Here is a 25801-nt window from a genome sequence, read left to right on the forward strand (position 1 = left end):
TTGCCGAGTGGCGTACACTACTCACATAAAGCCTGGATAAATAAGACGGGGAGGCCACCAGGAAGACTGGTCATGCCTCCCCGCTCGTTTGTGGATAACTATGAGAATTCTGATCGTTGGGCCCAGTTGGGTCGGTGACATGGTGATGGCTCAGACACTCTTCCAGTGTCTGAAGCAGCGTCACCCACAGTGCGAGATCGACGTGCTGGCCCCCGAGTGGAGTCGGCCGATCCTCGAGCGCATGCCCGAAGTTCGCCAGGCCTTGAGCTTTCCGCTCGGTCATGGTGCGCTGGAGCTGGCGACGCGGCGGCGGATCGGCAAATCCCTGGTCGGCCAGTACGATCAGGCAATTTTGCTGCCCAACTCGCTGAAGTCGGCGCTGGTGCCTTTTTTTGCCGGTATCGCCAAACGCACCGGTTGGCGTGGCGAGTTCCGCTACGGCCTGCTCAACGATGTGCGCACCCTGGATAAAGACCGTTACCCGCTGATGATCGAGCGCTTCATGGCGCTGGCGTATGAGCCGGGTACCGAGTTGCCCACGCCGTACCCACGTCCAAGCCTGCAAATCGATTCGACCAGCCGCGACGCCGCGCTGGCCAAGTTCGGCTTGACCCTTGACCGTCCGGTGCTGGCGCTGTGTCCAGGTGCCGAGTTTGGCGAAGCCAAGCGCTGGCCATCCGAGCACTACGCCAAGGTCGCCGAGACGAAGATTCGCGACGGCTGGCAAGTCTGGCTGTTCGGCTCGAAAAACGATCACGCCGTCGGCGAAGACATCCGCGCGCGCTTGATTCCGGGCCTGCGTGAAGAGGCGACGAACCTCAGTGGCGGCACCTCGCTGGCCGAGGCCATCGACCTGATGTCCTGCGCTGACTCGGTGGTGTCCAACGACTCGGGCCTGATGCATGTGGCCGCCGCGCTGAACCGCCCGCTGGTGGCGATCTACGGTTCGACTTCGCCGGGCTTTACCCCGCCACTGGCCGAGCATGTCGAGATCGTGCGCCTGGGTATCGAGTGCAGCCCTTGCTTTGATCGCACCTGCCGTTTTGGCCATTACAACTGCCTGCGTCAACTGACGCCGGATCCGGTGAACGATGCCTTGCAGCGACTGCAGGGCTCCGTGGTCGAGGTCCATTAAGTTGCGGGTACTGTTGATCAAGACCTCTTCGCTGGGTGACGTGATCCATGCGTTGCCAGCGCTGACCGATGCGGCGCGGGCCATCCCGGGGATCAAGTTCGACTGGGTGGTGGAAGAAGGCTTCGCCGAAATCCCGACCTGGCACCCGGCGGTGGACAAGGTGATTCCGGTGGCGATCCGTCGCTGGCGCAAGAACGTCTGGCAAACCCTCAAGAGCGGTGAGTGGAAGCGCTTCAAGCAACGCGTGCGCGCGACAAAATACGACCTGGTGATCGATGCCCAGGGCCTGCTCAAGAGCGCCTGGCTGACACGTTATGTCAAAGCCCCGGTGGCCGGGCTGGACCAGCATTCGGCCCGTGAGCCCCTGGCCGCGCGCTTTTACTCGCGCCGACTGGCGGTGGCGCGTGGTCAGCATGCGGTCGAGCGCTTGCGCCAGCTGTTCGCGGTGGCGCTGGGTTACGACCTGCCGCAAGGCCTGGGCGACTATGGCCTGAATGTCGAGCGCCTGGTCGAACTGCCGCGCAAGAACCCTTATGTGCTGTTCCTGCACGGCACCACGTGGGACACCAAGCACTGGCCGGAAGCCTACTGGCGTGAACTGGCCGAGCGCATGGGGCACATGGGCATGGCGGTGAAGCTGCCGTGGGGCAACCCGACGGAGAAGGCGCGCGCCGAGCGTATCGCCCATGGCCTGCGCAACGCCGAAGTGCTGCCCAAGCTGAACCTGGCCGGTGTCGCCAAGGTGCTGGCCGGCGCGCAGGCTTGCGTGGCGGTGGATACCGGCCTTGGCCATCTGGCTGCCGCGCTGGACGTGCCGACGGTGTCGCTGTTTGGCCCGACCAATCCGGGCCTGACGGGCGCCTATGGCAAGAGCCAGGTGCACATGGCGAGCGACTTCCCGTGCGCACCCTGCCTGCAAAAGAAATGTACTTATCAACCGACAGCTGAAGATCAGCGTCGGTTCGATCTCAAGCGCGAGTGGCCGTTGTGCTTCACTCGCCTGAATCCCGAGCGTGTCGCGAGCCGACTGAGCACGATGTTAATGGCTGAGGAGCTGCGCTGATGCAATTGGCTTTTGTCCTTTATAAATATTTCCCGTTTGGCGGCCTGCAGCGTGATTTCATGCGCATTGCGCTGGAATGCCAGCAGCGAGGGCATCAAATCCGCGTTTACACGCTGATCTGGGAGGGGGACGTGCCTCCGGGTTTCGAAGTGCTGGTGGCGCCGGTCAAGGCGATCTTCAACCATCGGCGCAACGAGAAACTCAGTGCCTGGATGGCGGCCGACCTGGCCAAGCGTCCGGTGGATCGGCTGATCGGTTTCAACAAGATGCCGGGCCTGGACGTCTACTACGCCGCCGACGGCTGCTTCGAGGACAAGGCCCAGAACCTGCGCAACTCGTTGTACCGGCGCTGGGGTCGTTACCGGCACTTCGCCGAATACGAGCGCGCGGTGTTTGCCAAAGATGCAAAAACCGAAGTGTTGATGATCTCCGAAGTACAGCAGCCGCTGTTCATCAAGCATTACGACACGCCCATCGAGCGCTTCCACCTGCTGCCGCCGGGCATTGCCCAGGACCGTCGGGCACCGCCCAACGCCGCCGAAATTCGTGCGGATTTCCGCCGTGAATTCGCCTTGGGCGACGACGAATTGCTGCTGGTGCAAATCGGCTCCGGGTTCAAGACCAAAGGCGTCGATCGCAGCCTAAAGGCACTGGCTGCACTGCCGGCGGAACTGCGTAAGCGCACCCGGTTGTTTGTCATCGGCCAGGACGACCCCAAGGTATTCCAGTTGCAGAGTGCTGCGCTGGGCCTTGGCGACAACGTGCAATTTCTCAAGGGGCGCAGCGATATCCCGCGCTTCCTGCTGGGCGCCGACTTGTTGATCCATCCGGCGTACAACGAAAACACCGGTACGGTGCTGCTTGAAGCGCTGGTGGCCGGCTTGCCGGTGCTGGTGAGCGCGGTGTGCGGGTATGCGCATTACATCGCCGAGGCCGATAGCGGCCTGGTGCTGGATGAACCGTTCGAGCAGGCGCAGCTCACGCAGTACCTGACGACCATGTTGAGCGACAACGCAGCGCGTGCGGCCTGGAGCCGCAATGGCCTGGCGTTCGCCGACACGGCCGACCTCTACAGCATGCCGCAACATGCGGCGGATGTGATTCTGGCGGAGCAACACCGATGAAGTTGATTCTTGCCGAACCGTTCAAGAGCCTTTGGGCCGGACGCGATGCGTTCACCGAAGTCGAAGGCCTGAAGGGCGAGGTTTACCGTGAGCTCGAAGCTCGCCGTACCCTGCGCACTGAAGTGGGCGGGAACGGGTTTTTCGTGAAAATTCACCGTGGTATTGGCTGGGGTGAAATCTTCAAGAACCTGCTCACCGCCAAGTTGCCGGTTCTGGGAGCGGGCCAGGAGTGGCGGGCGATCCAGCGCTTGCAGGAAGCCGGCGTGCCCACCATGACCGCCGTCGCTTATGGCGAGCGGGGTAGCAATCCGGCCGACCAGCACTCGTTCATCGTCACCGAAGAACTGGCACCGACGGTCAGCCTGGAAGACTTCAGCCTCGATTGGCTCAAGCAGCCACCTGCACCCCGGCTCAAGCGTGCGCTGATTGCTGAAGTGGCGCGCATGACCGGCATGATGCACCGCGCTGGGGTCAACCACCGCGACTGCTACATCTGCCACTTCCTGCTGCACACCGACAAGCCGGTCACGGCCGATGACTTCAAGCTTTCGGTCATCGACCTGCACCGTGCCCAGACCCGCCCGGCGATCACCAGGCGTTGGCGCAACAAGGACCTGGCTGCGCTGTACTTCTCGGCGCTGGACATTGGCCTGACGCGCCGCGACAAGCTGCGTTTCCTCAAGGGCTATTTCCTGCAGCCATTGCGCCAGATCCTGCGCGAAGAAGCCTCGTTGCTGGCCTGGCTCGACGGCAAGGCCAACAAGCTGTACGAGCGCAAGCAGCGCTATGGCGATGCGCTCTGATGCGGGTTTCGAGCCGCAACACGCAGGTGGTGACATTTTTCGAGAGAAGCCAATGACTGACTTTTTGGCCGCTGAAGACCGTGAACTGTTTGAACGTCACGGCTTGGCCACGTTCGACGCCTTGTGGGCCCGGGAGCTTGAGGCGGTGGATGAGCCCAACACCTCGGGTGGTGGCTGGAGCAGTGTGTTCCGGTTGGACCTGGAGGGTCAGGGTTATTACCTCAAGCGTCAGAGCAATTACCTGATGCGAACCTTGCACCGCCCGTTTGGTGAGCCCAGTTTCGCTCGCGAGTTTCGCAACATCAGCCGTTACCGGCAGCTGGGTATCCCGGCGCTGGAGGCGGTGTTTTTTGGCGAGCGCAAAGTCGACGGCGAGGTCAGGGCGATTTTGCTGACGCGTGCGCTGGATGGCTGGAAAGATCTGGATTCGCTGCTGCAACAGTGGCCGCAGCTCAGTGATCCGCAGCAACAGGGCATCCTGTGTGCCTGCGGGGTGCTGGCGAGGCAATTACACGGCGCGCGTCAGGCCCATGGGTGTTTTTATCCCAAGCACATCTTTTTGCAGGCGGCTGGCGACGGCTATCGGGCGCAACTGATCGACCTGGAGAAAACCCGGCCCCTGCTGTTCGGTCAGCGTGATCGGGTCAAGGACCTGGAGCCGTTGCTGCGGCGGGCGCCGGTCTGGAGCACTGGGGATGTTCGGCTGTTGCTGGCGGCCTATCTGGATCAACCCGTCGACAGTGCTCTGGTGGATGCCTGGCTCGGGCGTTTGTCCGCTCGACGCAGTCACAAGGGAGTGCGTTGATGCAGTTGTCAGAACTGAAAAGCGCCGGGCGTACGCCAAGCCTGCCGTTGAGCGTCGAGTTGGCGGATGCCGCGGGCCCGGCGCAGCTACAGCTGCTCAGTCTGTTGCGGGTATTGCCAGGGCAGCGTTATGTGGGCGCCGCTGTATGGCGCGGGCGTCCGGTGCTGGCCAAGTTGCTGGTGGGCAGCAAGGCCGCGCGACATTTTCAGCGTGAGCTCGAGGGCGTGCGTTTGCTCGCCGCTCAAGGTCTGACGACGCCATTGCTGCTGGCTGATGGCCTGAAAGACGGTGAGGGCGGTTGGCTGCTGTTCGAGTTTCTTGAGGGCGCCGAAAGCCTCGGTGATGCCTGGCAGCAGGTTGAAGCAAGGCCCGTGCTAGCGGACGAGCAAGCAGTGGTCCTGGCCGAAGCACTGGCCGCCATCGGCCAGATGCACAGCAAGGGCCTGTGGCAGGCAGATCTGCACCTGGACAATCTGCTGCGTCACGACGGCAAACTGTACTTGATCGACGGTGCCGGGATCCGCGTGGAACAGGCTGGGAAGCCGTTGTCCCGGGAAAAAGTGCTGGGAAATCTAGGGGTGTTTTTCGCTCAGTTGCCTAAGTCCCTTGAGCCGTTCACCGAAGAATTGCTCGTGCATTACTTGTTAAGCAATAGCGAGCACGCGTTGCCTTTGGAGGCATTGCAAAAGCAGGTGCGCAAGGTTCAAGGCTGGCGGCTGAAGGACTTTCTGATCAAGGTTGGCCGTGACTGCTCGCTGTTCAGTGTGCAGCGCGGGGCGTTTGGCTTGCGCGCGATTCGCCGCGAAGAAGAAGTCGCCATGCTGCCGGTGCTGGAGCAGGCTGATGCCTTGCTGGATCAGGGGCACTTGTACAAGACCGGCGGTGCGGCGAGCGTTGGCAAAGTCGAGGTGGCGGGTCGCACGCTGGTGGTCAAGCGCTACAACATCAAGGGCTTTGCCCACTGGCTCAAGCGTTTCTGGCGCCCGAGCCGGGCCTGGCATTCGTGGCGCGAAGGCAATCGCCTGGCCTTCCTCGGCATTGCGACACCCAAGCCACTGGCGCTGCTGGAAACGCGCTTTTTCTGGCTGCGCAGTCGGGCCTATCTGATCACCGAGCACCTGCCTGGGCCGGACATCATCGAGCGCTTTGCGCCCTACGTCGAGAGTGGTAAGGCGCCTGAAACCGAACTGCTGGCACTGGACAAGCTGTTCGCCGAGTTGATTGCCGAGCGGATCAGTCATGGTGACTTCAAGGGGCATAACCTGTTCTGGGACAAGGATCGCTGGTCGCTGATCGACCTGGACTCGATGTGCCAGCACCGCTCGCTCAGCAGTTTCGCCCCGGCGTATGCGCGGGACCGGGCGCGGTTCATGCGTAACTGGCCCGAGAGCACGGCGTTGTATCAGGTGATTGATCAGCGGTTGCCCAAGGATATTACTGCTTGAGCGTACCGGCGGGTTGCGTGATGCGAACGCCGTGGCTGGAGTGCCGGAACCCGCCTTGTGCGGGCTTTTGTGTGCATGGCCTGACAGATTGTTCTGAATCGACCTACGTGACCTGTGCAGGTTGTGAGCTATAGGGCTTGTTCGCTCGGTGCTAGCTTTGCCTGACGTTCTCGGAAGGCGGATGCGTGATGATTAAAAAGGGTATTTCGTTGGGGGTTCTTGTGCTCGTACTAGGCGGTTGCGGGACGGTGAATACGGTGCTGCAGGGTGATGATCAAGCCGCCCACGATCTCAGGAAGCAGAAAACCTACTGCCAGACCATTCCGCACATCTACAGTGGTGTGGCATACGATTTCTGTATATTGAATGCACCGCCAGAACCCGCGGAGTTCCTGATGTCTCTGATGCTGGTGGATCTGCTGCTGTCGGGTGTCATGGATACGGTGTTCCTGCCTTACACGGTTTATCGTCAGGTTATCGATGGCAACATCACTATTTACCGGTGATGTCGCCATCGTAGCGCCGCGATCCTTTGATCTATCCCCCCCGCGTCAAACAACCTCTGGGTCACTTCCACCATCTTTACGCTATAATCCCGCCCTTTAGCTGCTTCTTGCCTTTATGCAGGAGCACATTATTTCCAGGCGCTTGTCGCCTGCATGCAGACTAAAGAGGCTAGACCCCTGTGGCATTGACGATTCTTGGCCTGTCCGGCGCCCTTAGCCATGATCCTTCCGCAGCCCTGTACATCGACGGCAAGCTGGTCGCGGCTGCTGAAGAAGAGCGCTTCGTACGCGATAAACATGCAAAGAACCGCATGCCTTACGAATCGGCGAAGTTCTGCCTGGAGCAGGCGGGCATCAAGCCTTCCGACGTTGACGTGGTAGCGATTCCGTTCGCTCCGATCAGCCTGTTCGGCAAGGCTCGCTGGCAGTACGCCAAGCGTTACTGGTACGCCCCGGACCGTGCACTCGACGCGATCCTGATGGGCAACCGTCGCTACAAGCGCTATCGCAACAAGATCGTCTGGTGCCTGGAACAACTGGGTTTTGATCCGAAGAAAATCAAGATCGAGCCGGTCGAACACCACCTGGCCCACGCCTCCAGCGCTTATCACTGCTCCGGTTTCAAAGAGAAAACCGCGATCCTGGGCATCGACGGCAAGGGCGAGTACGCCACGACCTTCTTCGGTTATGGCGAAAACGGCAAGATCCACAAGATCAAGGAATTCTTCGATCCGGACTCCCTCGGCGGCCTGTACGGCGCGATCACCGAGTTCCTCGGTTTCGATATGCTTGACGGTGAGTTCAAGGTCATGGGCATGGCGCCGTACGGCGACGCCAGCAAATACGATTTCTCGCGCCTGGCTTCGTTCGAAAACGGTGAGCTGGTAATCAACACCGACTACGCCAACGTCATCGGCCTGCGTCGCTACAAAGAGAAGGGCAAGGGTTACTACTTCTCGCCGAAGCTGATCGAGTGGCTGGGCCCAAAGCGCGAAGGCGACATCGCCGACGAGCCTTACATCCACTACGCCGCCAGCATTCAAGCGCTGTTCGAAAAAATTTCGCTGCAGATGATCGACTACTACCTGGGCGACGTACTCAAGGAAACCGGCAAACTGGCCTATGCCGGTGGCTGTGCGTTGAACGTCAAGCTGAACCAGAAAATCATCGCCCGCGACGACGTCAAAGAGCTGTTCGTACAGCCTGCATCCGGCGATGCCGGCACAGCAGTCGGCGCGGCAGCCTATGTGTCCCACGCCCGTGGCGTACCGGTCGAGAAGATGGAACACGTCTACCTCGGCCCGTCGTACAGCAACGAAGACGTGATCGCGGCCTGCGCCCGCCATGCCGACAAGCCGAAATGGCGCAAGCTCGACAACATGCCGGAGCAGATCGCCAAAATCATGGTCGACGGCAACCCGGTGGCCTGGTTCCAGGGTCGCATGGAGTTTGGTCCGCGCGCCTTGGGCGGTCGTTCGATCATCGGTTGCCCGAGCATTGCGGGCGTGGCTGACCGGATCAACCACCAGATCAAGTTCCGCGAGCGCTGGAGGCCTTTCTGCCCGTCGATGCTCGACACCGTGGCGCCGCAGATGATCAAGATCGATCACCCGGCCCCCTTCATGACCTTCACCTTCGAAGTGGCTGAAGAGTGGAAGACCCGTGTGCCGGAAGTCGTCCATGAGGACGGCACCTCCCGTGCCCAGGTGCTCAAGCGCGAATACAACCCGCGCTACTACGACATGATGAAAGCGCTGGAAGTGCTGACCGGCAACGGCGTGTCGCTGAACACCTCGCTGAACCGCCGTGGCGAGCCGATGATCTGCTCGCCGACGGACGCCCTGAACATGTTCTTCGGTTCCGATCTACAGTATCTGATCATGGAAGACATCCTGGTGGTCAAAGACGGCGCGGACGCTTATGACACGCTCGGCTGAGCGCCATGTGCTGCAGTTCTGCCACGGCTATGACGGGCCGTTCCTGGACTGTGCCCGTCAGTACGCCAGCCTGTTCGCAGGGTCTGGTTATCGCGTGACCACGGTGTTTCTCACCGGGGTTGCCGATGCCGACATTGCCGCAGGCTGTGCGTCTGATGAAGTGCTGTTCATGGAGTACAGCTCCAAGGCCATTCGTGGCCTGAAGCTGTCGGCGATTGCCGATCTGCGCAAGATCGCCCAGTCGCGCAATTTCAGTTTCTGTATCGCCCACCGGTTCAAGCCGATCTATATCGCCTTGCTTGGTACATCCTTGCCGGTGATCGGCGTGCATCACGCCTTTGGGGATTACCAGCGGCGCACGCGTCAGCTGTTCGCCCATGTTTTTCGCAAGCGCCTGAGCCTGCTCGGGGTTTCCGATGCCGTGCGCGACGATATGCGTCGTTGCTTGCCTAAATGGCCTGCCGCGCGGATTCAAACACTCTACAACCGCATCGATGTCGACGCCTTGCAAGCCAGCCAGGTGTCGTTCGATGAGGCGCGTGACGCCCTGGGCCTGTCGCCAGACGCATGGGTAGTCGGCAACGTTGGCCGCCTGCACCCCGACAAGGACCAGACGACCTTGCTCCATGGCTTTGCCCAGGCATTGCCGCGCCTGCCGCTCGACAGTCAACTGGCGATTCTGGGCAGTGGGCGCCTGGAACAGGACCTCAAGGAACTGGCCCGTGAGCTTGGCATTGGTGATCGCGTGCTGTTTCTCGGCCAGGTGCCGGACGCGCGACGCTATTTCCGCGCCTTTGATGTGTTTGCCCTGAGTTCCGACCACGAACCGTTCGGCATGGTGCTGCTCGAAGCCATGGCGGCGGGCGTGCCGTTGCTGGCCACCGCATGCGGTGGGGCGAAGGAAGTGGTCGAAGGTGTCGGTATTCTGTTCCCGCTGGGGGATGCCGAACACCTGGCGCAAGGGCTGCAACACCTGGCCGTGATGGATCAGCGCGAGCGCCGGATGTGTGCCGAGATGATGCTTGACCGCTTGCGTGAGCGCTTTTCGGATCTTGCGGTACGCGATGCGTTCTGGCGCCTGCCGCATGTCATTGAACTGACGGCGAGGGCTTGATGCTCAACCGATTTCAAGGCTGGCGCGAACGTGGCTGGTCCGTTGTCGACGCGTCGACCTACAGCGATGCCTGGCAGCGCTTTGGTGGCAGTGTCGCGACTCATCCGCTGGTGGTCGAGCGTCTGGCTCATCTGGCCGGTATCCCGGTGCGTTACCTGGCCTGGGAGCAGGGCGGCGAGCTGAAAGCGTCGATCCCGACCTGGGGGCGTGATCTGGCACTGTCCAAGGATGTGCTCAAGCGTCACGGCAAGAAGGGCTTGTTCGATCTGGGCAATGCCGAGTTGATCCTGCCGGCGGCACCCGATACCCAGGCTATGCTGCGTCATCGCGCACGTTATCTGTCGGCGCTCAATGAAGGTCGTTTTGCCGGCCTCAAGCCGCAGGCCGAGCAGTTGGCCATGGCACGCACACCCGAAGAGCTGTCGAAAAAATTCCGCTACAACCAGCGCCGTGAATTGCGCTTGCTGGAAGAGGCGGGTGGCGTTGTGCGGCCGGTCAGCGACTTCTCCAGCCAGGAACTGGCGGCGATTTACTGCGATCTGTTCCAGCGCCGCTGGGGCTTCCCGGCCACTGGCGCGGCGCGAATGGGCGAGGTGCTCGAGTTGCTGCGCGAGTTGTTGATTGGCTCGGTGATCTTCCTCAACGATGCACCCATTGCGATTCAATTGGTGTACCGGGTGGAGGCGCCGCAGTGGGTCAGCATCGAGTACATCAATGGCGGCGTCGACCCCGAAACCCGTGAGTTCAGCCCCGGCAGCGTGTTGAGCTTCCTCAATACCCAAAGCGCCTGGGAGCAGGCAAGGGCTATCGACAAGCCACTGCGTTTCTCATTTGGCCGCGCCGACCGCGAGTACAAGGACCGTTGGTGCAACCCGGTGCCGGTCTTCACCGTATGAGTCAGCCCATGAGCCGCAAACAGCAACTGCTCAAGCGTCATCGCCGCAACAAGCGCCTTGGCCTGTTGATAGCCTTGGTGCTGCTGATGGCTGTCGGTGTACTGGTCGCCTGGTGGCTGCCACTGGTACTGGCGGTCGTGGCCTGGATAGCCCATGAGGCATGGTTTGCCGACCATCTCTTTTACTCTCCCAAGGACGACTACCAGTACAGCTTCCCGCCGTACACGGCGCAACCCAAGATACGCCTGGACGGTGATCGCCTGCTGCTGGACGACGGCGTCATGCTGGCCGATGACACCACGCTGATTCTGGCGTTGCGGGTCAAGAGCACCTGGCTGGGGCGGTTTATCGATCCGCTGGTGACGCTGATCGGCGGTGACCACCCGGATCGGCAAACCTTCGAGCGTGGGGTAAACGGCCTGCGTTATCTCAATCTCAGTGGTCAGGCGCAGGTGCTTTCCCAGGGGCAATTGCGGGTACGCGGGCGTTTCTGTCGCGTACTGGGTGAGCCGGTGCTCTGGTCATTCGAGCAGCCGGACTATCGCCAGCAACGGGTGATGGTGATTGCGCCCCATGCCGACGATGCCGAACTGGCGGCCTTCGGCTTGTACAGCCAGGCCGCTGACACCTGGATTGTCACCCTGACGGCCGGTGAAATCGAAGCCGGGCACTATCAACAGATGGGGCTGAATGCCGTCGAGGCCTCGCGGCTCAAGGGCCGTCTGCGGGTCTGGGACAGTATTGCCGTGCCGCGCTGGGCCGGAGTGCCTGAAGCACAGTGCGTGCAGTTGGGCTATTTCTGCCTGCAGTTGCCGGCCATGCAGGCTGCACCGAGTCAGCCCGTCGGGTCTCGTGAAGCGGATCTGGTCGATGTTCGCCCGTTTCGTCAGCTCAATGCGTTTGCGTTGCCGGCGGACCTCGATGGCCAACCGACCTGGAACAACCTGTTGGCGGATCTGCGCGCGCTATTGCTCAAGGCGCGCCCTGAGGTGATTGTGCTGCCCCATACCTCCCTCGATCCCCATCCCGATCACATCTGTGCACAGCAAGCCGTACTGGAGGCCCTGAACGGTCTTGAATGGCAGCCTGCGACCTTGCTCGGCTACGCTAACCACCTGCATGACAATGACCGCTGGCCCATGGGCGATTCGGGGGCCGGGATAGCCTTGCCACCGGTGTTTGATCCGGCTCAGGTATTGCAGCCTTATTGTTTGTCACTGTCGATCGAGCAGCAGCGTGACAAGGCGATGGCGCTGGGGATGATGCATGACTTGCAGCCCCCCGCACCCTTCAAGCGCCGTTTGCGTCGCGGGCTACAGAGGGTATTGGCGGGGCGTTCGGGTTCGCCCTATGGCGAAAACGAGTTCTTTCGCAAGGCTGTACGCCGCCACGAGCTGTTCTGGCGCTTGTAGGTTGATAGTGCGTGAAATATTTCTACTGACACAGCAGGTGACTCCCTGCGCTCTTTTCGGCCGCTGTGCGCTGTAAGGATGACGATGAAAGTTCTGTTTCTGGTGCAGAAAGAACAGCGGGCCATCCTGGACCGCTTGTATGAGGGTGTGGCTGCTCATTGCGAGTGCGACCTGCGCTGGCTGAGCAGCGACGAGCAGCGCAACCTGCGCCGCTACTTCCGTCGTGAAGTGGATGTGTCGCGTTATGACCGCATCGTGTTCTTCCTGCGCTTCAAGCAGGAAATTCGCCAGGTGAGCTTTATTCGCACCCTCCCCAACCTGGTGATTCTCGAACACGATGCCTACCAGAACTACATTCCTTGCAAGTACACCGGCAAGTTCAGTGCGCATTACCGCCGGCTGCCTTGGGCGCGAGTGATCAGTTCCGGCTTTGTGGTCGCCGAGCGTTTGCGCGAGGAGGGCTTCGACGCGGTGTTCGTGCCCAAGGGCTATGATCAGAGCTTGTTGCAGGATCAAGGGGGGGAGCGGGATATCGAACTGGCGTTCGTCGGCAGTACCAACAGCGTCGCCTACAGCGGTCGTAAAGCACTGCTCGACGAGTTGGCGAGTGTCGAGCCCTTGGTGGTGACCCGTACCAAGTCCGGTGACGAGTATCGCGACACGCTCAACCGTATCCGGTTTTTCGTCAGTGCCGACGTGGGCATGGGCGAATTCATGATCAAGAATTTTGAAGCGATGGCCTGCGGTTGCGTGCTTTTGGCCTACGATCAGGGAGAGGCGGAAAGCCGCGCCCTGGGGCTGCAGGATATGCACAACATCGTGTTCTATCGTGACATTGCGCAGTTGCAGGAAAAGCTCGCCCGGTTGCGTAGCGATCCCGAGCTGGCGGCGAACATTGCCCGTAACGGACGTGATCTGGCGGTCAGCCAGTTCAGTTTTGCGCGGGTCGGCCAGCGTATCGTAGAAGAGCTCCAGCCGGCGCTGAGGCCCCGAGCACCCTTGAGCCTGCTCGAACAATGGCGCCAGAAGCTGGGCATTTGACAGGGCGTTATCAGCGATTGAAAGCACGTGTAATCAAAACGGCCAGGCATAGGGCATTGTTGAGGCTAAACAGTGTCGCAAGCCGATGTGAAAAAGGGCTCCCCGCTCGATGAGTATCCTCAATGTCATGTGGTCCGGCGGCTCTGCCTTTGCTTCGGTCCACAAGGTTCATCGGCAGATACTGGTTCAGGTGGATCCCGGCACTCCGGTCAATACCTGGCTGTTGAAGGGGGATGTACGGGGTTGTTCCGCCGATATCGGCCGGACCCGTGAATGGCACTTCTCCTCCGCTCAGCTCAAGGGCAAACATGTCTGGACGCTGCTCAAGCCATGGATGCAGCGGCGTTTCTACAAGGCCCTCAAGGGCACTGATGTACAGGTAGTGTTGCTTGATGGCTTGGGTACGGCCCGAGCGTTGTTGCCGGTTCTGAAAAAACTGCCGCAATTGCGGGCAGTGGTGCTTTTTCACGGGGAAACCCGGATCAAGGCGGCAGATCGTACCTTGCTGCGCCAACTCCCCCCCCCGCAGCTGACCGTCGCGGCGGTCTCCCAAACCTTGGCCAGCTCTCTTGAGAGGGATCTGCAGGTCCCGGTCGTCACGCTGCGCAGTGCGCTTGACCCGATGGACTTCCGTGCCCGGCTGCTGTCTCGCGAACAGGCCCGTGCCCGGCTGCAGTTGCCTGTCGATAACACGCACGTTGTTGGGGCTGTGGGCCGCCTGGTCGGTAACAAGGGATTTGGCTGTTTGATTGATGCCTTTGCCAAGGCTCTGGTGCAGCGTCCACAGATGCGCCTGGTGATCGTCGGTGAAGGTCAGGCGCGTACCGCGTTGCAAGAGCAGATCGATCGGCTCGGCTTGCGCGACAGGGTTTCGTTGCCGGGGCATCTGGATGATGCCGCAACGCTGTATCGGGCTTTCGACTGGGTGGCTATCCCCTCGCTCGAAGAAGGCCTTGGCCTGATTCTGCAAGAGGCGGTGCTGGCGGGTGTTCCGGTCCTGACCAGCGAGCTGGCGGTGTTTCGCGAGCAGTTGGCGCAGGCGGGCTGGTACGCCACGACAGAAGATCCGAATGCCTGGAGCGAGGCGCTGATCCAGGCCTTCGAAGTCGTTCCCGGGCAGATCGCAGAGGCTCAATCCGCTGTACTTTCTCCAGGCGGCGCCTGGCAAGAGTTCTGTCAGGCTGCCCGGACCCTGTTGTCAAACCGACAGTAGGGACTGTTCGAGTGACTGCATTGGAAAGCTCTTGTTCAGCTTCTCTCGGTCAATATATCGCGCGAAGTGCTGCAGGTTGCGCTTGACTAGATGGTGTGGCAACGGCCCACGGAGGAAGCGCATGTCGGCGACATCGATCAGGCCATACTGGTTGTCGGGTGTCACCACGATGTTGCCCAGGTGCAGGGAGCGGAAGTAGACCCCGGCGCTGTGCAGCTGACGAATGAACACGGTCAGTGCAGGTAGCGCCTGGTGCCAGTCGAAGCCGTCTTTCTCCGCGATCTGGCGCAGCGTTTCCCCTGGCAGGGGGCGGTAGAGTACGGCGGTCATGCCAGGTGTTTCCAGTTGATGGAGCTGGAGTGCCTGCAGGGTTGGAATCCCTATCTTCTCCAGCTGCACGGCATTGTCGATAAAGCGTTTGGAGTAAGGGCGAAGCAGTGCCGAGGAGAGCAGTCGCTTGCGGCGAAACATTTTAAGAATATTCCCGTCCGGCAAAAGGAAGACTTTCGGGCCGAAGCTGTCGGCTTCTAGTACTCTGGCGCCGTCAACCATTTGATTTAAAGCGGCATTGGGAAGCCGGGAGCATTGCATGAAGTAAGCCTTGTAGAAAAATGGGGCGTATTGACGAGCAATGATGCCGAAAAGTTGTTGTTTTCACCATGCCATGTTGGCAGTCGGATTATTTGGCGGGAGCAGGTAGATGCGGGAAACACGCTGGGCGCAGGTTTGGATGGCGACAGGTTTGTTATGGTTTTTGCTCGCTATAGCATTTGCACCGACCAACAAGATTTATCAACAGGGGCTGGTCGCGTTTCTCTGGTTACCGACACTGTTTTTTGGCTGGTCGATGCGTGCCCGGTTGCGGGAGCTCTGGCAAGAGCAGCGTCTGCTCTGCCTGAGCGTTCTCGGGCTAGGGCTCTGGGCATTGCTTTCGCTGACCTGGACCCATGACGAGGACCCGTCACGGGGTGCCAAGCGTTCGTTATACATCATCGTGTTTCTGTTGTTTTTTCCACTGTTGGCCAATGCCCGTCCCGAACGGGTGATTCGCATCATGCAATGGGGTGGTCTGGGGCTGGCATTGACCGCGTTGCTAGCGGCCATCAAGTTCTACGTGATCGATGGTAACGTCCTGACGGCGCGCCTTGTGGGGCTGGGAGAGCTGGCCCATCCGATCCTGGGTGGTTATGTGCTGGGGCTGGCGGCTGTCTGGTTATCCCATTGGGTGCCGCGCAACCGCTGGGTGCAGGCGGGCTGGGCGGTGGCGCTGGCGTTTCTTGCAGGTTTTGTCCTGCTCTCCCAGAGTCGCGGCGCTGCGTTGGCCTTGCTGTTGACGATCATCGCCATGCCGATCTGGTGCCGTGACCGACAGAGCCGCATTGTCGCGGCGACCGCCCTGGCGTTGACGATGGTGGCATTCTGGTTGCTCGAACCATTGGTGATGGCTCGCGGTGCGTCGTTCCGGCCACAAATATTCATGGCCAGCCTGGACATGATTGCGCAGCATCCGTTGCGCGGCCTGGGCATGGGGTCTGCCTACTCGGTGTCGGCTGCAGGCTTGCAGTTTGACCACTCCCACAACCTGTTCACCCATATCGCCATCGAGTTGGGGGTGCCCGGTCTATTGCTGTGGTGCGGGGTCTGGTTTGCGGTATTGCGTGAGGCCTGGCGAGCCCGCGAAACGCTCTATGGTCGGGGTATCATCGGTATCTGGATGTTCTCGTTTCTGGCGATGCAATTCGATGCGGCCAGTATCAGTGGTACGCCGCGGGCCGAATGGTTCATCAGTTGGCTACCGGTTGGCCTGGCCACCGTTTTGGTATGGACACAGGCCAAGTACAAAGCCTGTGATAAAATTCCGCGTTCTACCTAAGAAGTGAGCTCTACGATGAGTGCAGCACCGCCCAAAGCGGAACAGGATTCAAGCCTGAAAATCTATTTTCGACTGCTGGGGTACGTAAAACCCTACATCGGCATTTTCCTGTTGAGTATTGTGGGCTTCGTCATATTTGCTTCCACTCAGCCGATGCTGGCCGGGATACTCAAATATTTCGTCGACGGCTTGAGCAACCCTGAAGCGGTGCTCTTCCCCAATGTGCCTTATCTGCAGGATTTGCAGCTGCTGGTCGCCGTGCCCCTGCTGATCATTCTGATCGCGGCGTGGCAGGGGCTTGGCTCGTTTCTGAGCAACTACTACCTGGCCAAGGTTTCCCTGGGGCTGGTCCATGACCTGCGGGTGGAACTGTTCAACAAGCTGCTGGTGCTGCCTAATCGTTATTTCGATACCCACAACTCCGGGCATCTGATTTCGCGCATTACCTTCAACGTGACCATGGTCACAGGCGCGGCAACCGATGCCATCAAGGTGGTGATTCGTGAAGGCCTGACGGTCATCTTCCTGTTTGCCTACCTGCTGTGGATGAACTGGAAGCTGACCCTGGTGATGTTGGCGATTCTGCCGGTTATTTCCTTCATGGTTGGTAATACCAGCAAGAAATTCCGCAAGCAAAGCAAGAAGATCCAGGTAGCGATGGGGGACGTCACGCACGTGGCGTCCGAGACCATTCAGGGCTATCGGGTGGTGCGCAGCTTTGGTGGCGAAAGCTACGAAGAGCAGCGCTTTGCCCGTGCCAGCCAGAGCAACACCAACAAGCAGCTGCGCATGACCCGAACCAGCGCAATCTATACGCCTGCGCTGCAACTGGTGATCTACACCGCCATGGCGTCGTTGATGTTCCTGGTGCTGTTTCTGCGGGGGGACGCGACGGCCGGTGATCTGGTGGCCTACATTACCGCGGCCGGCTTGCTGCCCAAGCCGATTCGTCAGCTGTCGGAAGTCAGCTCGACCATTCAAAAGGGCGTGGCCGGCGCTGAGAGCATTTTCGAACAACTGGATGTCGAGCCGGAAGTCGATAACGGAACGATCGAGCGCGAACGCATCAGCGGCCGTCTGGATGTGCAAAAGCTGAGCTTCACTTACCCGGGCACCGATCGCGAAGTGCTCAAGGACATCAGCTTCACGGCCGCGCCGGGGCAGATGATTGCATTGGTCGGTCGTTCGGGCAGCGGCAAGTCGACGCTGGCCAGCCTGATCCCGCGTTTCTACCATCACGAGAGCGGGAAAATACTGCTCGATGACGTGGAGATCGAAGACTATCGCCTGCGTAATCTGCGTAAGCACGTGGCCCAGGTCACACAGCACGTCACCCTGTTCAACGACACGGTCGCCAACAACATCGCCTATGGCGATCTGGCGGGCGCGCCCCGTGCAGACATCGAGAGGGCCGCTGAAGACGCTTACGCGATGGACTTCATCTCCCAGCTGCCACAAGGCCTGGATACGGAGGTCGGCGAGAACGGCGTATTGCTCTCCGGCGGTCAGCGTCAGCGCCTGGCGATCGCTCGTGCGTTGTTGAAAAACGCGCCGTTGCTGATCCTCGACGAGGCGACCTCGGCACTGGACACCGAGTCCGAGCGGCATATCCAGGCCGCCCTGGATAAAGTCATGAAGGGCCGTACCACGCTGGTGATTGCACACCGACTGTCGACCATTGAAAAGGCGGACCTGATCCTGGTGATGGATCACGGTGAAATTGTCGAGCGGGGCACTCATACCGAGCTGCTGGCGCAAGGCGGGTACTACTCCCGTCTGCATGCCATGGGCCTGGACGAGCCCACTCCGGTGGATATCACCTGATGTAAACCCGCGGGGTGGACGTTGTTCACCCTCAGGCGTGCGGGCGTGCAATGCGCCCGTTGCCTTGCATTCGGGTGCCCTGATTCATCCTGAAAGTCTCCCTCTATTTGCATATTCTGCTTAAAAAACAACCAATGTAACGCTCAGATTCACAGTGGATGAAGCTGTCGAACTAGGCAGCGTTCACCCTGTGCTAATATCGCGCCCCTGTTCATTTTGTATGTGGGTTGCACCATGAAGTTGTCCATGCCGCGATTCGATCAAGCCCCTGTCTTGGTGGTCGGCGATGTCATGCTCGACCGTTACTGGCATGGTGGTACCTCACGGATTTCTCCTGAGGCGCCGGTGCCAGTGGTCAAGGTCGAGCAAATCGAAGACCGCCCGGGCGGTGCCGCCAACGTTGCCTTGAACATTGCCGCGCTCGGTGCGCCGGCATCCCTGGTCGGTGTGACCGGTGATGACGAGGCCGCCGACAGCCTGACCAACAGCCTTAAGGGCGCCGGTGTCCGTGCGTTGTTCCAGCGCATTGCCCACCAGCCGACCATCGTCAAGCTGCGGGTCATGAGTCGTCACCAGCAATTGCTGCGTATCGACTTCGAAGAACCCTTCGCCACCGACGCGCTGGCGCTCGGTGAGCAAGTCGACAGCCTGCTGGAAGGCATCAAGGTGCTGGTGTTGTCCGACTACGGCAAAGGCGCCCTGAGGAACCATCAGGTGCTGATTCAGGCCGCCCGTGCCCGTGGCATTCCGGTACTGGCCGACCCGAAGGGCAAGGATTTTTCGATCTACCGTGGTGCCAGCCTGATCACGCCGAACCTCAGCGAGTTCGAAACCATCGTCGGTGGCTGTGTCGACGAGCACGACCTGGTGAACAAGGGCGCGAAGTTGATGCACGACCTGGACCTCGGCGCGTTGCTGGTGACCCGTGGCGAGCACGGCATGACCTTGCTGCGTCCCGATCACCCGGCATTGCACTTGCCGGCCCGTGCCCGTGAAGTGTTCGACGTCACTGGTGCCGGCGATACAGTGATTTCCACCCTGGCAGCGGCGATCGCGGCCGGTGAGGAATTGCCCCATGCGGTGGCCCTGGCCAACCTGGCTGCGGGCATCGTGGTCGGTAAACTGGGTACGGCGGCCATCAGTGCCCCGGAACTGCGTCGTGCGATTCAGCGTGAAGAGGGTTCCGAGCGAGGTGTGCTGAGCCTCGACCAGTTGCTGTTGGCGATTGACGATGCGCGCGCGCATAACGAGTCGATCGTTTTCACCAACGGATGCTTCGACATCCTGCATGCTGGCCACGTGACCTACCTCGAGCAGGCGCGCGCGCAGGGCGACCGGTTGATCGTGGCGGTCAACGACGATGCCTCGGTCAGCCGCTTGAAAGGCCCGGGGCGGCCGATCAACAGTGTTGACCGACGCATGGCCGTGTTGGCGGGGCTGGGGGCGGTGGACTGGGTGATCAGCTTCCCTGAAGGTACACCGGAAAACCTGCTGTCGCAGGTCAAGCCGGACGTACTGGTCAAGGGTGGCGATTACGGCATAGACCAGGTCGTCGGCGCCGATATCGTCAGCGCTTACGGCGGCACGGTGAAGGTGTTGGGGTTGGTGGAAAACAGCTCGACCACCGCCATTGTCGAGAAAATCCGCAAGAACTGACGCGATGGTGAGGGGCTTGTCGTGGCGAGGGAGCTTGCTCCCGCTGGGTTGCGAAGCAACCCCGAAGCCTCCACCGTATCGATCCAGGTACTCTTCAGGCACGGCCTACGACAGCTACGCCCCGAACGCGGACCGGCCAAGGGGAGCAAGCTCCCTCGTCACTGGGGGTTAGCGTGCCGCCTTATGCGGCACGATCTTCTTCAGCAGCTGTTTGGCCTTGCCGGTCAGGCGGCTCAAGCCCGAAGGCTTATCCGGCTGACTCAAGCCCTGTTGCTTGAGCCAGTCTTTCCAGCGAATCCGCTCATCCCTGACCAGCCAGCCTTCCTGACGGGCAAAACTTTCCGCCAGGTACAGGCCGCGTGTGCTTGCGGGGTATAGCTGGTCTTTTTTCAGGGTGTAGAGCTCAGGCACGGGCTGGCCATCCTGAAGCGGCATCAGGTACAGGTCCGGGCGCTTGCGGTCCAGCCGTGCGACCAGTTGATCACCTTCCAGGCGCTCATCGACGTGAAACAGACTCAAGGACTTGGCTTCCTTGGGCACCTCCAGGCGCAAATCGTAAATCAGTTGCAGCGATGCGGTAGGCAGGTGCACATAGGCGCGCGGGCGCTCGATCAATTGCAGGTTGGCGCAGCGTACGGGGCGGGCGGCACCGGATTCTGGCATCAGGCGAAACGGCATGGCTTCCCGGTAGTGCAGCGCAGTGGCATAGGGGGCCGGTAGCCAGGTGTCATTGAAGCGCCCGCCGAGCCAGCCTTCCGGGGTTTCCAGCAGGCACTCCTCGGCAATCTCCTGAATGGCTGTGTGCAGCGGCAGATTGAGTTCGTGAGCGGGCACATAACCGGAAATCAGTTTCAGCACCACGTCGCCCCGATCCTGGCGGCGCTGGCGCACCAGCACCCAGTAATCGCGATTCTGCCAGCGCAGGGTCAGTCTTACCGACACACCGAGGTTGGCCAGTTCCAGGGCAAAGTGCTCGGCATTGGCCACCGTCACCGGACGTCGGCGCTGCAGGGTCTGGGAGAAGTTGAGCGGCCTCCCGACACTCTGGTAACTCAGGCCGTCGGGTGTCGCTTCGACATACAGCGGCAGTGTCTTGAAGTTACTGGGGTTCTTTCTGATCAGTGTTCGCGGCATGTCGGCTCCTCCTTGCGTCGGGGTCGGCCGCCTTGGCGGCTAGTCAACGGCGGGTCAGGACTTGAGCTACGGTCGCCACATTGTGGGCCAGGTGCAGCGGATTGATGGTCCCGACAATAGCACTGGCAACACCGGGTTGTGCAAACAACAACTCGAAGCTGGCGCGCACCGGGTCCACGCCCGGGCTCAGGCAAACGTGACCGCTGGCCAGGGCCTTCTTGACCAGGATGGCTTTGCCGTGGGCAGCAGCGTAGTCGATGACCGGCCGTTCGGCCTGCTCGTTGAGGTTGTAGGTGACCATGGCGCAATCACCCTGCTCCAGCGCCTTCAGGCCGCCGTCGACAGTCTTGCCGGAAAAGCCGAAGCCACGAATCTTGCCTTCGCGCTTGAGCTCGGCGAGGGTCTGATAGACCTCGCTTTCGTTGAGAATGGCCAGGTCATTACCGTCCGAATGCACCAGCACCAGGTCGATAACGTCCGTTTCCAGGCGTTGCAGACTGCGTTCGACAGAAAACCGCGTATGAGCGGCACTGAAATCATGACGGGACTGACCGTCGACAAACTCTTCACCGACCTTGCTGACAATCACCCAGTCATGACGCTGGCCACGCAACAGCGGGCCGAGGCGCTCTTCACTGCGGCCATAGGCCGGGGCAGTGTCGATCAGGTTGATGCCCAGGTCACGGGTCAGCTTGAGCAGGCTGCGCGCCTCGTCATCGTCCGGGATCTGGAAGCCGTTGGGGTATTTCACCCCCTGATCGCGGCCAAGTTTCACCGTCCCCAGGCCCAGCGGCGAAACCATCAGCCCCGTGCTGCCCAGCGGGCGGTGCAGGTCGTGCAAAGTGGCATGGCTCATGGCAGCAGTTGCTCCCAGGCCGGTACACCCATGGGCGGTTTTGGCAGTTCAGGCAAGGGTGCCGGGTGGCTCGGCAGGATGGCGTCGCGTTGCAGCGCGGCGATCACCCGGTCAGCGAAGTCGGGCGCCAGTGCGAGTTTGGTCGGCCAGCCCACCAGCAGGCAATCCTGTTCGGCGAGAAAGGCATTGTCCGGGCGGGTCAGGCCCGATTGCAACGGCTCGGCCCGATCGACCCGCAAGGTCGCCCACTGGGCCTGGCTGAGGTCGACCCAGGGCAACAGGTTGCCGAGTTCCTTCTGTGCGGCGGCAATCTGCGCCGCCGGCTCCCGCGCCACACCCTCGGCTTCGGCGATATCGCCCCCCAGGTACCAGACCCATTGGCCGTCGGCTGCCGGATGAGTGGTGACAGTGATGCGCGGCTTCGGCCCGCCGCCCAGGCAATGGGCGTACAGGGGTTTGAGGCTCGGGCCCTTGACCAGAACCATGTGCAGCGGTCGAATTTGCATGGCCGGCTGGCTCAGGCCGAGGGTCGCGAGCAATTCGGCATTGCCGGCGCCGGCACTGAGGACGATGCGCTGCGCACGGATGTCCCGCTCGTCGACCCGCAGGCCGACCAGTTCGCCGTTTTCCAGCAAGGGTTCGACCTTTTGCCCGGCCAGCAGTCCGTCGCCGGCCAGTTCGGCCAGGCGTGCGATCAGGCTCGGTACATCGATGACCAGTTCGGCCAGGCGATAGACCTTGCCCTTGAAGCGCTTGTCTTGCAGGGCGGGGGGTAATTGTTCGCCCTTGACCTGATCGACCCGGCCGCGCACGGCCTTGCTGGCGAAGAAGCTGGTGAGGTTGCCAGCCAGGGTACCGGGCGACCAGAGGTAGTGGGCCTCGGAGAGCAGTCTCACCCCGGCCAGGTCCAGCTCGCCGTCACCGGCCAGGGCGTCACGCCAGCGCCGTGGCATGTCGGCAATGGCTTCCGAGGCACCGGTCAGTGCGCCGTGCAGGGCGTACTTGGCGCCACCGTGGATGATCCCCTGGGACTTGACGCTTTGCCCGCCGCCGAGGCTGGCACTTTCCACCAGCACGGTCGAATAACCCTGGCGACGCAGGCGTGCATTCAGCCAGAGGCCGGCAACACCAGCGCCGACAATCAGCACGTCGGTGGAAATAACGGATGGCATGCGCAGACCTCAGTGTTCTAAACGAAGCTGCAAGTTTCAAGCTTCAAGCTTCAAGCTGCAAGCAAGAGCCTGAGAATATCCCTCTTGCAGCTTAAGGCTTGCAGCTTGCGGCTGTTTTTAATGCCCAGCCGTTTTCGAGAACAACTGGATCACCACCACGCCCAGCACGATCAGCGCCATGCCAAGCATCGCCGGTACATCCAGCTTCTGGTCGTAGATAAACAGTGCGGCGACGCTGACCATCACAATGCCCATGCCGGCCCAGACGGCATAAGCCACGCCCACGGGGACGCTGCGCACCACCAGCGTCAACATCCAGAAGGCGATGCCATAGCCGCAGATCACCAGCAGCAGGGGCAGGGGAGTGCTGAAGCCTTTGACCGCTTTCATCGAAACAGTGGCGATCACTTCGGCGCAGATGGCGATGGCCAGGTAGTAGTAGGCGGTCATGGGTCAATCCTCGTGTGAAACGTTGCTTTCTGAGGTCGGCATTTTAGTGTTTCTTCAGATGGGGTAAAGTCATTACCTATCTGATTTGAAGATGGGTTGAGCCATGAGTATTCAATGGAATCTGGAGCAGATGCGCTTGTTCGTCAGCGTCGCCGAGCAGCGTTCGTTTTCCGCCGTGGCCCGGGATCAGCGCAAGGCACAGTCGGCGGTCAGCAGTTCGATTGCCTTGCTTGAAGCAGACCTTGGCGTCAGCTTGTTTGATCGTAGCAGCGGTCGCCAGCCACGGCTGACCGAGGCCGGTAGCGCATTGCTGGAGGAGGCGCGGGAGGTGTTGCGCCAGTGCGAGCGCCTCAATGGCCGGGCGCAGGCGTTGATGCGCGGGCAGGAGGCGCGCTTGCGCCTGGCTCAGGACGAGGCGATGCCGTATCAGCCGGTACTCGACAGCCTCGAAGCCCTGGCCGATCAATTTCCCAGCCTGGAAGTGCAACTGGCCAGTGCCGCGCAGGGCGATGTGGCGCGAAAACTGGAGCAGCGTCAGGCGGATCTGGGTCTGTTGTTCTATCACGAACAGATCCCCGAAGCCCTGGAACGTCGGGTACTGGGCAGCGTCGAGATGGTCACGGTGTGCGGCGTCGGCCACCCGCTGGCCGTAGGCGGGCAGGTCAATTGCCAGCAAATGGCCCAGCATCGGCAATTGCTGATGGCCACCCATTCGAGTGTCTACCCGGGCAGCGAGCAGGCCAGCCCGCAAGTCTGGCGCGCCGACAGCTTCTACGTGTTGGCCGAATGGGTGATGCGGGGGCTGGGCTGGGGGTGGCTACCCCGGCATGTGGTGCAGTACCCCGCCTATCAAGGGCAGATGGTCGAACTGGTCAGCGAGTGGACCCCGCCGGCGTTGGTGGTGGAGTTGGTCTGGCGGCGTGATGAAACACTCGGGCCGGCCGCGCGCTGGCTGGCGGAACGATTTGCCGTGCACTTGCAGGCGATCGACTGAAAAAGCCGATAAACTCCGGCGCCATGAACAGAACCCTCTATACCGCGCTGTTTTACCTCGGGCTGCCACTGGTAGCGATTCGGCTGTGGCTGCGTTCGCGCAAGGCCCCGGCATACGCCAAACGCATCGGTGAGCGTTTCTCCATCGGCTTGCCGGTGATGCAGCCGGGTGGCCTTTGGGTGCATGCGGTATCGGTGGGCGAGAGCATTGCCGCGGCGCCGATGATCCGTGCACTGCTGGAGCGTTATCCACAGCTTCCGATCACCGTGACCTGCATGACCCCGACCGGTTCGGAGCGGATCCACGCGATGTTCGCCAATGAACCACGCATCCAGCACTGCTACCTGCCTTACGACTTGCCCTGTGCGGCCGCCAGGTTCCTCGACAGGGTCCAGCCCAGGCTGGCGGTGATCATGGAAACTGAGTTGTGGCCCAACCATATTCATCAGTGTGCCAAGCGCGGGATTCCGGTCGCGCTGGCCAATGCCCGGCTTTCAGAGCGCTCGGCCAGAGGCTACGGCCGTTTCAGTCGCCTGACTCAGCCGATGCTGGCTGAAATGAGCCTGTTTGCCGTGCAAACCGAAGCCGAAGCCGAGCGTTTCCGGCAGCTTGGTGCACGGCCAGAGACGGTGCAGGTCACCGGCTCGATCAAGTTTGACCTGAGTATCGACCCACAATTACTGCAGCGCGCCGCCCGGTTGCGCGAGCAATGGCAGGCGGTCGAACGGCCGGTGTGGATCGCCGCGAGTACCCATGAAGGCGAAGACGAGGTGGTGCTGGCCGCCCACCGGCAATTGCTCGGCAGCCACCCGGATGCGCTGCTGATTCTGGTACCGCGCCACCCCGAGCGTTTCAATTCGGTGTTCGAGCTTTGTCAGCAACAGGGTTTCAATACGGTCCGCCGCTCGACCAGCATGGCGGTCAACGATGATACGTCGGTGCTGCTCGGCGACACCATGGGTGAACTGCTGTTTCTCTATGCGCTGGCGGACAGTGCGTTTGTCGGTGGCAGCCTGGTGCCGAATGGCGGGCATAACCTCTTGGAGCCCGCGGCCTTGGCGAAACCGGTGCTCAGCGGTCCCCATCTGTTCAACTTCCTGGAGATCGCGGCGTTGATGCGCAGTGCCGATGCCTTGCAGGAAGTAGAGGATGCCCAAGGGTTGGCGGTCGCCGTGCAGCGGTTGTTCGAACTGCCAACTGATGCTCAGCGCATGGCAGAGGCAGGGTTGAACGTGATGCGCGCCAACCAGGGCGCCTTGCAGCGGTTGCTCGATGGGTTGGGGCGGTTGATCGACAAAGCCTGAGGCATGCGCCTGTGGCGAGGGAGTTGCTCCCTCGCCACGAAGTG

23 protein-coding genes are annotated in these 25801 nt (G+C 61.1%); 18 read left to right on the forward strand and 5 right to left on the reverse strand.

From position 1 onward, the window contains the following. Positions 1-100: 100 nt before the first annotated feature. The 13 genes from waaF to CKW29_RS08080 all read left to right on the forward strand — a co-directional run bounded on the left by waaF (position 101) and on the right by CKW29_RS08080 (position 14494). Positions 101-1135 carry a lipopolysaccharide heptosyltransferase II gene (waaF, locus tag CKW29_RS08020; RefSeq protein WP_095148260.1) on the forward strand — a complete coding sequence of 345 codons (1035 nt, stop codon included), beginning with the start codon at positions 101-103 and terminating at the stop codon, positions 1133-1135. A gap of 1 nt (position 1136) precedes the next feature. Continuing rightward, positions 1137-2198: a lipopolysaccharide heptosyltransferase RfaC gene (gene rfaC / locus CKW29_RS08025; RefSeq protein WP_095148261.1), complete on the forward strand. Its 1062-nt coding sequence runs from the start codon at positions 1137-1139 to the stop codon at positions 2196-2198. After that, positions 2198-3322, forward strand: coding sequence for a glycosyltransferase family 4 protein (locus tag CKW29_RS08030; RefSeq protein ID WP_095144694.1), 1125 nt, complete (start codon positions 2198-2200; stop codon positions 3320-3322). The genes rfaC and CKW29_RS08030 overlap by 1 nt, the downstream gene beginning before the upstream one ends. Continuing rightward, positions 3319-4125: a lipopolysaccharide core heptose(I) kinase RfaP gene (rfaP, locus tag CKW29_RS08035; RefSeq protein WP_095144695.1), complete on the forward strand. Its 807-nt coding sequence runs from the start codon at positions 3319-3321 to the stop codon at positions 4123-4125. Before CKW29_RS08030 ends, rfaP begins: the two co-directional genes overlap by 4 nt. Before the next feature lie 52 nt (positions 4126-4177). Beyond that, entirely contained in the window at positions 4178-4930 is a 753-nt protein-coding gene (locus CKW29_RS08040; protein ID WP_095144696.1) for a lipopolysaccharide kinase InaA family protein, read from the forward strand. Continuing rightward, positions 4930-6375, forward strand: coding sequence for a lipopolysaccharide kinase InaA family protein (locus CKW29_RS08045; RefSeq protein ID WP_095144697.1), 1446 nt, complete (start codon positions 4930-4932; stop codon positions 6373-6375). Before CKW29_RS08040 ends, CKW29_RS08045 begins: the two co-directional genes overlap by 1 nt. A 188-nt stretch (positions 6376-6563) precedes the next feature. Beyond that, a complete protein-coding gene (locus tag CKW29_RS08050; RefSeq protein WP_095144698.1) occupies positions 6564-6881 on the forward strand; it encodes a YceK/YidQ family lipoprotein in 318 nt (105 codons plus the stop codon). Between the two features lie 179 nt (positions 6882-7060). Next, positions 7061-8818 carry a carbamoyltransferase gene (locus CKW29_RS08055; protein ID WP_095144699.1) on the forward strand — a complete coding sequence of 586 codons (1758 nt, stop codon included), beginning with the start codon at positions 7061-7063 and terminating at the stop codon, positions 8816-8818. After that, positions 8802-9932, forward strand: coding sequence for a glycosyltransferase (locus CKW29_RS08060; protein ID WP_095144700.1), 1131 nt, complete (start codon positions 8802-8804; stop codon positions 9930-9932). Before CKW29_RS08055 ends, CKW29_RS08060 begins: the two co-directional genes overlap by 17 nt. Beyond that, positions 9932-10828, forward strand: coding sequence for an antimicrobial resistance protein Mig-14 (locus tag CKW29_RS08065; RefSeq protein ID WP_095144701.1), 897 nt, complete (start codon positions 9932-9934; stop codon positions 10826-10828). The genes CKW29_RS08060 and CKW29_RS08065 overlap by 1 nt, the downstream gene beginning before the upstream one ends. 8 nt (positions 10829-10836) lie before the next feature. Continuing rightward, the gene (locus CKW29_RS08070; protein WP_095148262.1) at positions 10837-12240 is read left to right on the forward strand and encodes a PIG-L deacetylase family protein; all 1404 of its coding nucleotides are present in this window, start codon (positions 10837-10839) and stop codon (positions 12238-12240) included. Between the two features lie 84 nt (positions 12241-12324). After that, on the forward strand, positions 12325-13281 hold the full coding sequence (locus CKW29_RS08075; RefSeq protein ID WP_095144703.1) for a glycosyltransferase: 957 nt from the start codon (positions 12325-12327) through the stop codon (positions 13279-13281). Positions 13282-13390: 109 nt separating this feature from the next. Beyond that, positions 13391-14494, forward strand: a complete 1104-nt coding sequence (locus CKW29_RS08080; protein ID WP_095148263.1) for a glycosyltransferase — start codon at positions 13391-13393, stop codon at positions 14492-14494. Here CKW29_RS08080 and CKW29_RS08085 read toward each other — a convergent pair. Beyond that, on the reverse strand, positions 14480-15085 hold the full coding sequence (locus CKW29_RS08085) for a toluene tolerance protein (RefSeq protein WP_095144705.1): 606 nt from the start codon (positions 15083-15085) through the stop codon (positions 14480-14482). The two genes, CKW29_RS08080 and CKW29_RS08085, sit on opposite strands and share 15 nt — an antisense overlap. A 109-nt stretch (positions 15086-15194) precedes the next feature. Here CKW29_RS08085 and CKW29_RS08090 point away from each other — a divergent pair, with 109 nt between their 5' ends. The 3 genes from CKW29_RS08090 (at position 15195) to hldE (ending at position 19847) form a co-directional block, all read left to right on the forward strand. Further along, complete coding sequence (locus CKW29_RS08090; RefSeq protein ID WP_095148264.1) at positions 15195-16367, forward strand: O-antigen ligase; 1173 nt, start codon at positions 15195-15197, stop codon at positions 16365-16367. Positions 16368-16382: 15 nt separating this feature from the next. Then, the gene (gene msbA / locus CKW29_RS08095; protein WP_095148265.1) at positions 16383-18191 is read left to right on the forward strand and encodes a lipid A export permease/ATP-binding protein MsbA; all 1809 of its coding nucleotides are present in this window, start codon (positions 16383-16385) and stop codon (positions 18189-18191) included. Positions 18192-18425: 234 nt separating this feature from the next. Further along, a complete protein-coding gene (gene hldE / locus CKW29_RS08100) occupies positions 18426-19847 on the forward strand; it encodes a bifunctional D-glycero-beta-D-manno-heptose-7-phosphate kinase/D-glycero-beta-D-manno-heptose 1-phosphate adenylyltransferase HldE (RefSeq protein ID WP_095078107.1) in 1422 nt (473 codons plus the stop codon). 168 nt (positions 19848-20015) lie between these two features. On the opposite strand, the gene CKW29_RS08105 is transcribed toward hldE, so the two are convergent. The 4 genes from CKW29_RS08105 to CKW29_RS08120 all read right to left on the reverse strand — a co-directional run bounded on the left by CKW29_RS08105 (position 20016) and on the right by CKW29_RS08120 (position 23459). Next, positions 20016-20981, reverse strand: coding sequence for a metal ABC transporter ATPase (locus CKW29_RS08105; RefSeq protein WP_095078108.1), 966 nt, complete (start codon positions 20979-20981; stop codon positions 20016-20018). 43 nt (positions 20982-21024) lie between these two features. Next, entirely contained in the window at positions 21025-21837 is an 813-nt protein-coding gene (locus CKW29_RS08110; protein ID WP_095144709.1) for an aldo/keto reductase, read from the reverse strand. Beyond that, entirely contained in the window at positions 21834-23009 is a 1176-nt protein-coding gene (locus CKW29_RS08115; RefSeq protein WP_095144710.1) for an FAD-binding oxidoreductase, read from the reverse strand. Before CKW29_RS08115 ends, CKW29_RS08110 begins: the two co-directional genes overlap by 4 nt. A 117-nt stretch (positions 23010-23126) precedes the next feature. Then, complete coding sequence (locus CKW29_RS08120; RefSeq protein ID WP_095144711.1) at positions 23127-23459, reverse strand: multidrug efflux SMR transporter; 333 nt, start codon at positions 23457-23459, stop codon at positions 23127-23129. Between the two features lie 103 nt (positions 23460-23562). On the opposite strand from CKW29_RS08120, the gene CKW29_RS08125 reads away from it, so the two are divergent. Both CKW29_RS08125 and waaA read left to right on the forward strand, forming a co-directional pair. Further along, the gene (locus CKW29_RS08125; RefSeq protein ID WP_095144712.1) at positions 23563-24453 is read left to right on the forward strand and encodes a LysR family transcriptional regulator; all 891 of its coding nucleotides are present in this window, start codon (positions 23563-23565) and stop codon (positions 24451-24453) included. Positions 24454-24476: 23 nt separating this feature from the next. Beyond that, on the forward strand, positions 24477-25757 hold the full coding sequence (gene waaA, locus CKW29_RS08130; protein WP_095144713.1) for a lipid IV(A) 3-deoxy-D-manno-octulosonic acid transferase: 1281 nt from the start codon (positions 24477-24479) through the stop codon (positions 25755-25757). The last annotated feature ends 44 nt before the right edge of the window (positions 25758-25801 follow it).

This window comes from Pseudomonas sp. Irchel s3a18 (genome assembly GCF_900187535.1).
Classification (GTDB): Bacteria; Pseudomonadota; Gammaproteobacteria; order Pseudomonadales; family Pseudomonadaceae; genus Aquipseudomonas.